The sequence below is a fragment of the Peribacillus kribbensis DSM 17871 genome (genome assembly GCF_000430765.1).
Classification (GTDB): Bacteria; Bacillota; Bacilli; order Bacillales; family DSM-1321; genus Paraperibacillus; species Paraperibacillus kribbensis.
In genome coordinates this window covers 96,885-110,683 of record NZ_AUMQ01000030.1, presented here as the reverse complement: position 1 = coordinate 110,683, position 13,799 = coordinate 96,885, and the positions used below count along the sequence as shown (strand labels likewise).

The following is a 13,799-nucleotide window of genomic DNA, read 5'->3' as shown; positions in this document are numbered from 1 at the left end:
ATGGACAGCAAGGCAGGAAGCTCAGCGGGCATTATCAAATATGGGTCATATGCAATCATATTGGCAGGAATTGTTTGGCTGCTGGTTAAATTCATCCTATAAAATCCTAAACGCAGTCCTCCTCATCGCCGGGAGGGCCCTCCATTTATGGAAAAAAGGGGTTCAGAAAATCACATTCTGGACCCCTTTTTCTATGGATTCTACCTCTATGGAAACCTGCTCCGTCCTTATCACTATTGCTATAAAACAGAGAAAAAACTGCAGACAAACCTACGATCAGCGTTTGTCTGCAGTCTGAACCTGGCTGCTATTTAATTCTCCTGAACATCTCCCTCATCAGTAACAACGGTACCCATCCGTTTTTCAGGGATTTCCTGCGGCTGCTTAGGTTTCGTATTTCCTGCGGCTGGAGGATTGCCCGTTCCGCCAGGCTGTGTTCCTGTTCCTGGCTGTGTTCCTGTTCCTGGCTGTGTTCCAGTACCGGTATCTGCACCCGTGCCTGTACCAGATCCCTCGCCTGATCCCGGCTCAGTGCCTGTCCCCCCATCCCCGCCGCCTTGGGCAGGCGGATCGGCAGGCTTTGTGGCAGGAGGCTCCGGCTTATCCGGTTTGGTCTCCTTCTCCTGTCCGCTCCCGGCTGCAGGTTCCGGTTTCTTTTCATCCGGATTCTCCGCCGCTTTTTCTTTGTTTGTAGATGGGGCTGGGTCTGCCTTTTCATCCGGCTGCTTGGGAGGAGCCGGATGTCGATCCTTTGGCTCTGGGGCTGTCTGACTATCAGCCTTTACTTCTTCCTGCCCCTTTTCTTTCTCGGTTTGACTTCCAGAAAACTTATCAATGAATTTATTCCAGCCTTTTTTTATTCGGTCCTTCTTTTTGTTCCAGTATTCTTCCCTTGCCTTTTGCTTCTCTTCCTTTTTATATTCTTCTATACTTTTCACGTGAAAGGATGAAGTATTTGCATCCTTCAGTGAGCCGAGCAATATCTGTTTGAAAAGAGGTGCAGCACCCTCGCTGCTTGTGGTGGTCAGGTAATGGTTCTTGTCCGTTTTATCGTATCCCACCCAGACAGCTCCTACAAGGTTTGGTGTGTACCCCACAAACCATTGATCCTTCACACCGTCTATGCCTTCAATGGGGAGCTGGGTAGAACCGGTTTTTCCGGCTATTTCCCTGCCCGCGATACCTGCCGCCTTCCCTGTTCCATCATCCACTACCCCTTTTAGGATGGAGGTCATTTTTTTGGCCGTGGCTTTATTGGTTACCTCGATTTTTTTACTTTTCCATGCCGCGACTTCTTTTCCGGATGCATCTGTGATCTTTAGGATCGTATGAGCTTCGACCCTGTAGCCTTGATTCGGGAACACCGAATAAGCTTCTGCCATCTGCTTGGGCGATACTCCTTCATTCAATCCCCCAAGGGCGAGGCCCAGCGTTCTGTCTTCGTTTGTAAGGGGAATCCCGAATTTCTTCACGGATTCCATTCCCTTATCAATCCCTATCTCATTTAGAAGCCAAACCGCAGGAACATTCAATGATTTCATAACCGCTTCATATAACGGGACCTTCCCTTGGTATTGATCATTGAAATTGGAGGGTTCATAGCCGCCAAAATCCATCTTTTCATCTGTTAATTCATCTGTTACCCCATACCCATTCTGAAGGGCTGGAGTATATACGGCCAGAGGCTTCATGGATGATCCCGGCTGGGCCTTTAATTGTGTCGCTCTGTTATATCCTCTGAACGTATGCTCCCCCCTTCCGCCGACAAGCGCATTGATTCCTCCTGTTTTCGGATTTAACAGGACGGCCCCGCTCTGGACCATATCGCTGCCTTTTCCTTCAGGAAACAGGGATTCATCCTGATACACTTTTTCAGCGGCCTTCTGCATATTTTCATCCAGCGTAGTGTATATATGATAGCCCTCTGTAAGGAGCTTATCCTGGTCCAGATGATACTTCTGGATCGCTTCATCCAGTACTGCATCAACAAAGTATGGATACTTTCCCTTTAAGGGATCCTGAACATTCTTTACATTTAGAGTCAATTTCTCATTTCTTGCATGGTTGTATTCCTGGGTATTGATAAAATCATATTTCTTCATTTCAGACAGGACCACGTCTCTTCGTGCGGCAGACCTTTCTTTATGTATAAACGGATCCAACTGTGACGGGGCCTTTACCAAACCAGCAAGGAGGGCGGCTTCCGAAACGGTCAGCGATCCGACATCCTTGCCAAAATAAGTCTGTGCGGCACTTTTTATCCCCCATGCACCGTGGCCGAAATAGATTTGATTTAAATACATGCCTAGAATTTCATCTTTGGAGTATTTTTTCTCGATCTCTTTCGCTAAAAAATACTCCTTGAACTTCCTCTTAAATGTACGGTCTGATGTCAACAGTGTATTTTTTGTGAGCTGCTGGGTAATGGTGCTTCCTCCCTCAACCACCCCTCCAGCTTTTATATTTGCTGCGGCAGCACGGAAAATCCCCTGGTAATCGACACCATTATGTTCATAGAATCGATGGTCTTCAATGGCCACGACCGCATTTTTCACATAATCGGGAATATCCTTATCGGGAACCGTCTCAACCTTATTGGCCGTAATTTTGCTCGCAGCCTTTCCATCCACACTATAAATCACGGTAGGCTCATACATGGTGCCGGCCAGCATGCTGACATCTTCTTTTGGCTTAAAAGAATAGACAAGCCCTGCTGCAAAAAGGGCAAGCACCACAGCTCCCAGTACTGCAAACAGCAGGATCCTGAGCCAATTCACCTTTTGCAATGGTATCAGAAATAAATGTCTTATCACATTCATACGAACTCTCCCCAGTAGTAGATTATCTTATCATTCCCTATCTTCTTAAAACAGAAAACTTGATATTCTATACCACTAATCTTTTAAAATGACACATTTCTATCTGATCCAATAAAAAAAGCAGAGACAATCTCATGCCCGCTGCTTCCCTTGTTACTTTCCATTTATGTAATTGCCTTCTTTTTTAATTTGGCTGGATAATTCCTGGTATAAAGTCTCCATATACATATACACGATTTGCTTGGTTTTATCGTCGGCACCTATGACAGAAAGATGTTTTAAGCATCGATTAATGGTGGGGTGCCTCTTTAAATCGCTGGTCATTCGTTCCATCATATCACCTCTTAAGTCATATGATACTTCACTCACCAATATTTAACATTGGACTTTTGGCATATTTTTCGACAAAGTCTAAATATTTCGTATATTTATATAAGGAATCATGTTATAGGGAGATGGATGGATGAAGTTTTTATATAATCCTTGGATATTTCCCGATCATTTCAGGGTATATATCCAATAAGTACCTAATTATGACAAAAAGATGATGGAAGCATCAGAAAGCAATTGTTATTTTATCAAATTTATCGGGAGAGGAGTCATCATGAATATGTTCAAACATATTGCAGTAGCCTATGATGGAAGCGATGGCGGCAAACAGGCAGTCCGCATGGCCGCAAGCCTCTTAAAAACAGATTCTGAAGCAGAACTGACGGTCCTCCATGTATATGACGGATCAAGAGATGCTTTCGGCACTGAAGCAGGCGGTTCTTCCCTTGCGAAGGAAAATCTCTATGTTGATCCTGCACAGATTCAGCCCATTATGCCGACCCCCATCAACTACCGGGATGCGGTTTTCAGTGAAGGCGCGAATCATACAGATCCTATCCTGGAGATGGAATCGAACATTAAGGACACGCTTGGGCCGAGGATGTCGCATGCTAAATTTGAAGTATTGGATGGCAGCCCCGCAGACAGCATCTGCCGGTATGCGGCTGACCATAACGTGGATCTTCTTATTGTCGGCAACAGCGGTAAAAGCGGATTGGAAAAATTCTTTATGGGAAGTGTGAGCGGATCTATCACAAAAAATTCTCCATGTTCTGTATTGGTGGCCAAATAACAATAAAATCCCCTGCAGCTGCAGGGGATTTTTATTCGATTCAGATTATAGATGTTTAGAATAGGTTTTTGCATACATTGCATTTTTAAATAGTACCCTGTGAGCGGTAGAATAAAGAAAAACAACAATAATAGCTGAAATGATAAAATTGATCGCCATATAAGTACCATTATAAACGAGTGAATAAATAGCAACTGGCTGTCCTTTAGGCGCATATGAACCGAAAAAGACAATGCCGGAGATAAAATGACAAATGAATCTTAGGAAGCTTCCCAAAAAGACTCCTGCAATCATATAAAGATAAGACCTGCTTCGGCTTCCCTGTAAAAAGTTTTTTTGAATGATTCGGGCAAATACACCTGCCGCACCTATCACCAGAAATGCCAGTGGATAATCGAGAATTCCCTGAACCGGATGGCTGATCACTGCAAAACCTGTGATAATCTGCAGGACACCCAGCAGCAGTCCTGATACCACACCGCCTTTGATTCCCCATCGGTATGCCATGATAAAAATGGGGATCATAGCAATGCTCACAGAGCCGCCCTGGGGCCAAATCCTGGAGAAGATAAAATTGGAAGCCATGTCCAGGAGCAGTGCAAGGGCTGCAAACACAGCCATTTCAACCATCATTTGTACATTATTTTTCATAAACGCCTCTCCTTAACCAGAGGAGCCAGTATACGCCAATATGAACAGAGCCGCAGGAAAATAAAAAACAATCTGCGGGAGGTTACGGATAACTCCACAAATTGCTTATCACATAACCACATCCCTACGCTAGTATTAACTAACAGGTTCATAGGGTCAGAACTCTTACGTTCACTCTCAGCCTTTGGGCTCCCCCTGTGGGTTTTTATTTTATTTTTCCATTAAAAATATACTGCAAATCCCATGTTTATTCAAGAAAAAAATTAGAAGTCCTCAATATGGTGTAATAGACTCCGGTATTATATAGAACAATAAAAAGAAATTAGAGAAAATATGGAGCCATCTGCATCGTATCATTATGGGATTTCATACTCTTTGAGTTACAATACTTAATTATACCTTACATAAGAATGAACAGCTGCTGGGTTTATCTGGGCTGGAACGGGGATGGGCGATTCTTGAGCTCCCTCATGGTTTCATCCATAAGACAAACCTTTACATACAGGAGGTGACTCCTTGTCCCGGCATCTGCCTGGCAAGGGAACTAGTTGAACGTATTGAATATATTTTTAGTTATATTGCTGATTGCAATCACGGCATTCTTTGTGGCATCGGAGTTTGCCATTGTAAGGATCAGGACATCAAGGCTGGACCAGCTCGTGGAGGAAGGAAATAAAAGGGCTATTCCTGCCAGGAAAGTAGTGTCCGACCTGGATGAATTTTTATCAGCCTGCCAGCTCGGCATAACTCTTACATCGCTTGGCCTGGGCTGGCTGGGGGAACCCACATTCCAAAGTATATTGGAACCGCTGTTCCATAAGCTTGAGCTTCCATCGCAGCTTTCCCACTTTATATCCTTTTTACTGGCCTTTTTCATTATCACTTTTTTCCATGTGGTTGTCGGAGAGCTTTCTCCCAAGACCTTTGCCATTCAAAAAACAGAGGAAATCGCCCTTGCTGTCGCCAAGCCGCTGATTTGGTTCAACAGGATAGCTTTTCCGTTTATATGGACGCTTAATAAATCTGCTTCCTTATTTACCAGGGCATTCGGACTTCAGCAGGCATCCGAGCATGAATTGGCCCATTCCGAGGAAGAATTGAGGATCATTCTTTCTGAAAGCTTTAAAAGCGGTGAAATCAATCAGTCTGAATATCGGTATGTGAATAAAATCTTTGAATTTGATAACCGCCTTGCTAAGGAAATCATGGTGCCCCGGACAGAAATCGTCAGCTTGATGAAGGATGAAACCGTTGAGGATTTCATTAAGATTGCAAGAGAGGAGAAGTTTACCCGCTACCCGATTGCGGATGGAGACAAGGACCACATCATTGGTATGGTAAACATAAAAGAAATCTTTTCGCAGCTCGTCAGCAAGAACGATCGCTCTTCAACCTTGGAGGAATATATCCGTCCGGTCATCAGGGTAATTGAAAATATCCCCATTCATGATCTGCTGGTCAAGATGCAGAAAGACAGGATTCACCTTGCGATTCTGATGGATGAGTATGGCGGTACCTCTGGTCTGGTGACAGTCGAAGATATTTTAGAGGAAATTGTCGGGGAAATCCGCGATGAATTCGACCTCGATGAAGTGCCGGAAATCAGAAAAATCAAGGAAGGCCATTATATCCTTGACGCCAAGGTTCTAGTCTCCGAGGTCAACGATCTTTTGGGAATTCATTTAGAAGAGGAAGACGTCGATACCATTGGCGGCTTGATCCTCACCGAAAAATACGAAGTAGTTCCTGGGGACATTATTGTATGGGATTCCTACAGCTTTAAAGTGACGGAAATGGACGAGCATTCCATCCGCTATGTCGAAGTCACCAGGATTCCGCCTGAACCGGAAGAAGAACCGGCTGAATGATGATGCCAAGCACAAAAAAGATGATTCCATCCGGAATCATCTTTTTTGGTGATTATTTTTTCCTCACTGTCCTGACAGGAGGAGTCTTCCTTCTTTTCCACAGAATATATATGATGATACAAATCGCGGCAATAAAAAGTAAAGGTGTTACATAAGGAGAGGCTGCTTCCTTGATATGAGACCAGTTTTTCCCCAGGACCGTCCCAAGGTAAATAAAGCCAATAGTCCATGGAATGATCGCGGCGAGGGTATAGCCTATAAATTTCATGATAGGCATTTTTGCAATACCTGCAGGAATGGAGATTGCATGCCGGACCACTGGAATGAACCTGGCCCCAAATACCACTCCTCCCCCATACTTCTCGAACCACTGCTCCGCAACATCGATATGATGCTTATTAATGAGGATATATTTTCCGTACTTCTCCAGAAAAGGACGCCCGCCATAGTATCCAGCCCAATATAAAAAGAGCTGGGCGATGGTTCCTCCTATTACCCCGGCAATAACAGCCCCTATAAAGTTCATCTGGCCAAGGTCCACAAGGTACCCGCCATACCCAAGGACGATTTCGCTTGGAATGATTTCAATCATTAACCCAAGTGCAACCCCTAAGTAGCCTAGATCCGCAAAAAAATTCAAAAGTTCATATACTATATCCTTCATGGTTTTCCCCTTTATGAACAGCCCCTTTCCATTACGAAGGAGCCTTTATGTAGATGATAAGTCAATATCACTAGCATACATCAACAGGGCTGATTTGCAAATAAGACCGCCGCTGCAATATATACCATTCAGTAAAAAACACACCTCAAGGTGTGTTTTTTCTTTTCTCATTTTGTGTTTTTCATATAATTCAAAGAATTGGAAGAGGATCTGGCTGGCAAAGCGAGCAGGGAAGGGTCCATTTGAAATAGCTTTTTGAATACTTCCAATCTGGATTTAGTCTTTTCTATTTTTACACCTTTGTTCCTGAATTTCACTATCATATCGCTTTCCACTCAATTCACCTCTCCGTTAAGGGTTCATTCATTCTATTTTCATTTTCCCATGCTTTCCTTAACTTAAACTTAACTCTGTATCAAAATATTGGTATATTCATCCATTAAATGGAATGGTGGTTAAGCAAAACATTTCCATACCTTTAATCTCCACCTTAACATTACCTAAAGGAGAAACCATCTACAAGTTACATTTACATTACGCCTTGTTTACAACTGTTATAAATGTCATGGCCCCTACGGCTGCTATAGTTAGGAAGGAATATAAAAATACACCAAATCCGACTATGCCGATTCCTCCGGAAATAACCGCTCCATCAATCAAAAAGATCAGGATTCCCACATTGATCGCGGTCTTCTTTGAGATAAGCTGCGCAAGAAGATCTGTCCCTCCTGTGCTGATATCATACCGCAGCATCAGACCGATTCCTGTTCCGATGAGAAAACCTCCAATCAGTGAACTGGTCAGCAATGAAAAATCATGTTTAAAATGGATTCCTGATAATAAATCGATGCACAGCGATGAAATAATCAGCCCGTGAAGACTGTTATAAAAGACGTTCCGATTTCTCAGCCAGGCAATGATATAAATTGGAATCGAAATAAGAATCATGCAAAGGCCGGCAGGAAAACCTGCATAATAATGTATAAGAAGGCCGAGGCCGATCACACCCCCATCCAGTAATTTATGGGGAACCAAAAAAATATTTATGCCAACTCCAATAAGAAAGCTGCCAATGAGCAGCGCTGTAAACTTTTCCGCCATTTTCTTCCCGCCCTTGTACTTGTCCTGCCTAGACTACTATATGAACCGGTTACCAGAATTAGTCAAACTAAATAATTTTTTTAGTTTAAAAACCCTTAATATCAGGTATAAAATCTCCATATATATGTAGTAAATTAAATATCTTTCTAGAGGATTTGACTGAAAGTGCAGATTTTTTTATACTTATATTTAATTCTGGAAATGAGGTGATGAGATGGGGCAATGAATTTAGCGATGATCACTAAAAGTCATGCTGCTGCATCCATTACTTACATTGCTGATTCATAAAAGATAAAATTAACAGAATATTTAAATTACTCAAGCGAGAAACCTAACATTTCAGGAGGTGACCTCCTTTCTCCTGAATTTAAGGAGAAGGAACCTTATTTGGACATATTAAACTTGGTTTTCATAGCCATTTTTATTGCCTTGACAGCTTTTTTCGTAGCTTCCGAGTTTGCCATTGTCAAAGTGAGAAGCTCCCGTATTGACCAGCTTATAGAAGAAGGGCATATGAAGGCCATTCCAGCTAAAAGGGTCATAAGCAGCCTGGACGAATATCTATCTGCCTGCCAGCTGGGAATCACAATAACAGCCCTTGGACTTGGATGGCTGGGGGAGCCGACGTTTGAGCATTTCCTCGGCCCATTGCTTATATATCTGCACCTCCCTGCAAGTGCAGCACAGCTTCTGTCCATCTTGGCAGCCTTCTCAATCATTACCTTCATTCATGTGGTAATTGGAGAACTCGCCCCCAAGACCGTAGCCATTCAGAAAGCAGAACAAATTACCCTGCTTTCTGCCAGACCGCTCATGCTGTTTTACAAAGTCATGTTCCCTTTTATTTGGGTGCTGAACGGTTCGGCTAGAATGGTTACCAGGGTACTCGGTTTTAAAACCGTCTCGGAGCATGATATTGTTCACTCTGAAGAAGAGCTCCGCATCATTCTGTCAGAGAGCTATAAAAGTGGCGAAATAAACCAGTCTGAATTCAAATATGTAAATAAAATTTTCGAATTTGATGATCGGATTGCAAAGGAAATCATGGTCCCCCGTACTGAAATTATTACGCTTTCCAATGATGATACAATAGCCGCGCTATTTACCATGGTACAGGAAGAAAAGTTTACAAGGTACCCCATAATAGACGGCGATAAGGACCATATCATCGGCATGGTTAACGTTAAGGAAATATTTACAGACTTAATATCCAACCAACAACTGCCGAAGGAAAACCTATCCCAATATGTCCGCCCTATCATCAGGGTCATCGACAACATCCCCATTCATGAGCTGCTGCTCAAGATGCAGAAGGAGCGCATCCATATGGCCATCCTCATGGATGAGTACGGCGGTACCTCCGGGCTGGTGACAGTTGAAGATATCCTGGAAGAAATCGTCGGAGATATACGTGATGAATTTGACTTAGATGAAATACCAATGATCCGCAAGTTGGATGATGCTCATTATATTATGGATTCCAAGGTTCTGATCAGTGAGGTTAATGATTTATTGGGGCTTGACATCAATGATCAGGATATCGATACAATAGGCGGCTGGGTGCTTACAGAAAACTTTGATATCAAGCAGGGCGGCATCCTCCAATTCGATACCTATGAATTTAAAGTGATTGAAATGGAAGAGCATCATATCAAGTATGTCGAAATAACAAAATTAATTCCTGAACCTGCCCCGGAAGAAACTGCTGCCATTCCGCTTTCATCAACAGAAATCGTTTCCTGACAGCCGCCTTAAGACTTCAGGCAAACTTGATGAAAATCCGGTTTGTCTGAAGTCTTTTCATTTTATTAAAGGACACAAGAAAGGGACGTATGAAGGGACATACGTCTTTTTCTTTATTTAACGAGTTATTCATTAACTTGACTGGAATATTATACAAGTAAAGAGAGGGTCAAAACTCTTAATGTTCCTTGCTGAATTCCCGCATCTATCGTCGGCGGGGAAGCTGGCTGGGCATCCGAATATAATGGACGTACCCAGCCTTTTTCTCATCCATGATCTAAATCTTAAAATTTATGCGGATCACTCCTGCCCTTTTTAAGGTATCATAGACGATTACAAGTGCCGGTCCCAGGAAAATCCCGATAAACCCAGCCAGCTTAAATCCTAAATACAGGGAAATCAGGGCGGCAAGCGGGCTGAGACCTAAATTCGTGGAATAGATTTTCGGCTCAATAATTCTTCGTACGACGGTGATGATTAAAAACAATATGATCAGCCCGATCCCAAGGCCCTGGCTCCCCTGCAGGATAGCTACTGCTCCCCAGGGTACCAGGACGGATCCCGTACCGAGGATCGGCAGAATATCAACGATGACAATCAGAACAGACAATAGAACCACATAGGGAGTATGCAGGATCCATAGTCCCAGCAAGGCCATGATAAATGTAACGAAGCTAAGAATCACCTGTGCCTTTATAAAGCCTATCCCCGCTTTTGTCAGATCATTGAATACGAGTCCCAGCTTTCTTGATGTTTCTGTTTTTAAATATGTTTTTAACCTCGTTTTAATGCGCGGAAGTTCAAGACTGAATAGAAACAATGCAACCAGGTAGATCAAAAACTCAATCAAAAAACCAGGTATGAAGGTGACAAGCCCGATGATGCTTTGTACAAGTCTTTGAAAGAACCCTTCCAGCCCATTGATCCCATTTTCCAGTGTCTTTCCGATAGATGAAATCACATCATTCGGGAGCGATTCAGAGTAATTCTCCCATTTGGTTATGAACGGGACAATGACACTCTGATAAATTCCTCTTAAGAACCCCGGAAAAACCTCCGACAGATTAATGATTTGTTTACTCAACACAGAAATGCAAAAATAAACGATTGCTGTCAGGCCGCCTGTATAAATCAGAAAGCTCGAAAGGACGGCCAGCCCCCTTGAGAGCTTTGCCCTTTCCTGCAGTGGAGCCACAAGGCTTTCGAGAAGCACAGCAGTTGCAAAAGCGAATAATAATGTCCATGAATATGGCACGAGCCAAATAATAATGCCGATAATGACAAGAGCCCAAACCCATTTAATGGATAAAAACCACATTTTCTCTTTTTCTTTGACCTGCAACGGCCTGCCTCCTTTGGACACTTCCACCGCAATACAGATTTAGTCATAGCGTGGACCTGGTATTTTTATTAGCCTGCTCTCCGGGCTGGCCGGCGGATGCTTAGAATCTTCCAGTGAACTGCATAATAAGAACGAAGAGGCCGAGCATCCAAACATACACAGCAAAAATTTTCAGTGAGTGGTGTTTCAAGTAATTGATCATCCATTTGACGGCTATGTAGCCGAAAATACCTGAGGAGATAATTCCGATCGCCAGGGAGCCCAAGGGGATGCTTTCAGCCTGTCCGTCCAGGAGGTCCTTCCCCTGCAGGACGATGGCTCCTGCGATGGCTGGAGTGGACATCAAAAAAGAGAAGTAGGCAGCTGTTTCCCGGTCGAGCTTTCTTAGAAGCGCGGCCACCATTGTTAATCCAGACCTTGAAAGGGCGGGAAATATGGCAAAAGCCTGAAAAATGCCGATGAAAAACGCATCAGTGTATGTAATATCAATCATTTTCTTTCTTCCCTTTTTAATGCTCTCAGCAAACCACAAAAACAAACCGGTTATAAGAAATTCCCATCCGATCGTTACCCCTGTTTTGGAAACTTCGTCAATAAAGTCCCCGAGTAAGAGGGCAACGATCACAGCCGGGATGGTCCCAATCACAAGCAGCCAGGTCAGCCTTCCAAATGGATTTTTTAGTATCTTCAAAAACTCATATCTATAGAAAATAAAGACCGCGATCAATGTGCCGATATGCATCATCGTATCCAGAAGCAGCCCTGCTTCTTCAAGTCCAAAAAGATGCCTCCCAAGATAAAGGTGGCCGGTACTGCTGATCGGCAGGAATTCCGTTAATCCCTGGATGATTCCTAATATCAATGCTTCAAGCTTTGTCAGCATAAAACAAATCTCCTCACTCTCAGGTTTTGCCGCGTTTTTTAAAGCTTATAAAAATAATGAGTGAACAACCATCTAATTGGACATACTTACTAAGACTTAAGCTGTTGCTTTTCTATTATGAGCAGACTAATCACAGGGAGGACCAGAAAGTGAAACTTATCGAATTATGCATCCATTGCCAAGGACGCGGTAAAGTAACATTTTTACAGATTTTCTCTAAGCCTTGTACCAGATGCAAGGGCCACGGAAAGATTGTTACAGTCCTCGAAAGGCCATTTCAGCCCCCATTTCCCTAAGTTTCTTCCATTTTCAAGAAAAAAAGATGTTTTTTTATGACTTTTTTCCCTTTTTTCCTACTCATTTCGTAGTATAGTAGATATATCTTCCAGAAAGATAGAATACTGATGAATAGGAAAAAAGAGGTGAGTAAAATCAAGAAAAAATTTTGGGTTCTTGCATGCGCCTTTGTCTTTGTCTCCATGTTTTATGCCAACTCGATCCCAGCCAAGGCTGCCTCCTATCAGAATGCAAAAATCACCGCAAGCACTCTGAACGTACGGTCCACGCCTTCGACTAAATCCGCTATCCTTTGGAAGCTCTCAAAGGGTCAAATCGTCAAGATTACTCAGACCAGTAAAGGCTGGGCGAAAATCGATGATCCCAAAAAGAAGGATGGATGGGTTTCTGCAGATTATCTGCAGCCTATGCCAGTACAGGTTAAAACACCTGCAGCCACGACTAAATCCTATTACGTTAATGCCAGCGGACTTTATTTACGGAAAGAAGCAAACACCAAGGCGCAGGCCATCACTCTTCTGCCGAATCAGACAAAGGTTGTTGAACTGTCCAGAAATGGCAGCTGGTCCAAGATCACATATAAACCCTATACCGGATGGGTTTCGAATAAGTATCTGACAGATAAAGCTCCTGCAGCTTCAAAGCCTTCAGTCCCTGTGCCCCAGACAAAGCCAAAGACGATTGTTGGAAAAACCATCGTCCTCGATGCAGGACACGGCGGGACGGATCCTGGATCGGCCGGTTACAGCCCTGCTCTGAAAAAAGCGGTGCTTGAGAAAGACCTGACCCTTATGATGGTTCAGAAGACTGCAGCGCTTTTAAAGGATGCAGGAGCCAATGTCATCCTGACAAGAAGCTCAGACACCTACCCTTCTCTGCAGGCACGCGTGGACCTAGCTGAAAAATACCATGCGGATGCATTTGTAAGTGTACACTACAATGCAGGGTCAAGTACGGCATCCGGCCTTGAAACCTATTATTATACACAGGCTAAGGATCAGAAGCTTGCAGACTGCATCCAGCGGGAAATGGTGAAAGCCACCAGTATGAGGGATCGTGGAGTCAAGAAAGAAAGCCTTCATGTAGTCCGTGAAAACAGCCAGCCGGCTGTTCTGCTCGAATTAGGCTTCATTTCCAATCAAAAGGAATTGGATACCATTATATCAAATGAGTACCAGATAACCATGTCGAATGCTATCTGCAATGGACTAAAAAATTATTTTTATTGATCTTCCTTTAGAGGCTGGACTATCCAGCCTCTTTTTAAAGAAAAAAGCACTGCCCATACGATCGGGTCAGTGCTTTTTG

The 13,799-nt window shown here is 43.4% G+C and carries 12 protein-coding genes and 1 riboswitch; of the genes, 4 read left to right on the top strand and 8 right to left on the bottom strand.

All coding sequences use genetic code 11. From position 1 onward, the window contains the following. Window positions 1-311: 311 nt before the first annotated feature. Window positions 312-2,819, bottom strand: a complete 2,508-nt coding sequence (locus H539_RS27765) for a transglycosylase domain-containing protein (RefSeq protein WP_180321042.1) — start codon at window positions 2,817-2,819, stop codon at window positions 312-314. A gap of 153 nt (window positions 2,820-2,972) precedes the next feature. Then, the gene (locus tag H539_RS0105035; protein ID WP_155889946.1) at window positions 2,973-3,155 is read right to left on the bottom strand and encodes a hypothetical protein; all 183 of its coding nucleotides are present in this window, start codon (window positions 3,153-3,155) and stop codon (window positions 2,973-2,975) included. A gap of 268 nt (window positions 3,156-3,423) precedes the next feature. Between H539_RS0105035 and H539_RS0105030 the strand changes: the two genes are divergently transcribed. Continuing rightward, a complete protein-coding gene (locus H539_RS0105030) occupies window positions 3,424-3,942 on the top strand; it encodes a universal stress protein (protein WP_026692626.1) in 519 nt (172 codons plus the stop codon). Between the two features lie 45 nt (window positions 3,943-3,987). Here H539_RS0105030 and thiT read toward each other — a convergent pair whose 3' ends face one another. After that, window positions 3,988-4,593, bottom strand: a complete 606-nt coding sequence (gene thiT / locus H539_RS27760; RefSeq protein ID WP_035321943.1) for an energy-coupled thiamine transporter ThiT — start codon at window positions 4,591-4,593, stop codon at window positions 3,988-3,990. A 104-nt stretch (window positions 4,594-4,697) separates the two neighbouring features. Continuing rightward, window positions 4,698-4,799, bottom strand: a riboswitch (TPP riboswitch). A 342-nt stretch (window positions 4,800-5,141) separates the two neighbouring features. On the opposite strand from thiT, the gene H539_RS0105020 reads away from it, so the two are divergent. Continuing rightward, the gene (locus H539_RS0105020; RefSeq protein ID WP_026692625.1) at window positions 5,142-6,461 is read left to right on the top strand and encodes a hemolysin family protein; all 1,320 of its coding nucleotides are present in this window, start codon (window positions 5,142-5,144) and stop codon (window positions 6,459-6,461) included. A 52-nt stretch (window positions 6,462-6,513) separates the two neighbouring features. On the opposite strand, the gene uptA is transcribed toward H539_RS0105020, so the two are convergent. The 3 genes from uptA to H539_RS0105005 all read right to left on the bottom strand — a co-directional run bounded on the left by uptA (window position 6,514) and on the right by H539_RS0105005 (window position 8,226). Next, entirely contained in the window at window positions 6,514-7,125 is a 612-nt protein-coding gene (gene uptA / locus H539_RS0105015) for an undecaprenyl phosphate transporter UptA (protein WP_026692624.1), read from the bottom strand. A gap of 167 nt (window positions 7,126-7,292) precedes the next feature. Beyond that, window positions 7,293-7,448 (bottom strand): Lmo0850 family protein, encoded by a 156-nt coding sequence (locus tag H539_RS33380; protein WP_425414694.1) that lies wholly within the window; start codon window positions 7,446-7,448, stop codon window positions 7,293-7,295. Window positions 7,449-7,659: 211 nt separating this feature from the next. Further along, on the bottom strand, window positions 7,660-8,226 hold the full coding sequence (locus tag H539_RS0105005) for a YitT family protein (RefSeq protein WP_026692623.1): 567 nt from the start codon (window positions 8,224-8,226) through the stop codon (window positions 7,660-7,662). Between the two features lie 387 nt (window positions 8,227-8,613). On the opposite strand from H539_RS0105005, the gene H539_RS0105000 reads away from it, so the two are divergent. Continuing rightward, the gene (locus tag H539_RS0105000) at window positions 8,614-9,969 is read left to right on the top strand and encodes a hemolysin family protein (protein WP_026692622.1); all 1,356 of its coding nucleotides are present in this window, start codon (window positions 8,614-8,616) and stop codon (window positions 9,967-9,969) included. A 277-nt stretch (window positions 9,970-10,246) separates the two neighbouring features. On the opposite strand, the gene ytvI is transcribed toward H539_RS0105000, so the two are convergent. Both ytvI and H539_RS0104990 read right to left on the bottom strand, forming a co-directional pair. Then, complete coding sequence (gene ytvI, locus H539_RS0104995) at window positions 10,247-11,311, bottom strand: sporulation integral membrane protein YtvI (protein WP_342663997.1); 1,065 nt, start codon at window positions 11,309-11,311, stop codon at window positions 10,247-10,249. Window positions 11,312-11,411: 100 nt separating this feature from the next. Then, window positions 11,412-12,191 carry an undecaprenyl-diphosphate phosphatase gene (locus H539_RS0104990; RefSeq protein WP_026692620.1) on the bottom strand — a complete coding sequence of 260 codons (780 nt, stop codon included), beginning with the start codon at window positions 12,189-12,191 and terminating at the stop codon, window positions 11,412-11,414. 425 nt (window positions 12,192-12,616) lie between these two features. Here H539_RS0104990 and H539_RS0104985 point away from each other — a divergent pair, with 425 nt between their 5' ends. Further along, entirely contained in the window at window positions 12,617-13,720 is a 1,104-nt protein-coding gene (locus H539_RS0104985) for an N-acetylmuramoyl-L-alanine amidase family protein (RefSeq protein WP_162144686.1), read from the top strand. The last annotated feature ends 79 nt before the right edge of the window (window positions 13,721-13,799 follow it).

Coding starts and splice junctions, on each gene's coding strand:
- H539_RS33380 (WP_425414694.1), bottom strand. CDS start 7,448: ATGATAGTGAAATTCAGGAACAAAGGTGTAAAAATAGAAAAGACTAAA.
- uptA (WP_026692624.1), bottom strand. CDS start 7,125: ATGAAGGATATAGTATATGAACTTTTGAATTTTTTTGCGGATCTAGGC.
- H539_RS27765 (WP_180321042.1), bottom strand. CDS start 2,819: ATGAATGTGATAAGACATTTATTTCTGATACCATTGCAAAAGGTGAAT.
- thiT (WP_035321943.1), bottom strand. CDS start 4,593: ATGAAAAATAATGTACAAATGATGGTTGAAATGGCTGTGTTTGCAGCC.
- H539_RS0105030 (WP_026692626.1), top strand. CDS start 3,424: ATGAATATGTTCAAACATATTGCAGTAGCCTATGATGGAAGCGATGGC.
- H539_RS0105005 (WP_026692623.1), bottom strand. CDS start 8,226: ATGGCGGAAAAGTTTACAGCGCTGCTCATTGGCAGCTTTCTTATTGGA.
- H539_RS0105035 (WP_155889946.1), bottom strand. CDS start 3,155: ATGATGGAACGAATGACCAGCGATTTAAAGAGGCACCCCACCATTAAT.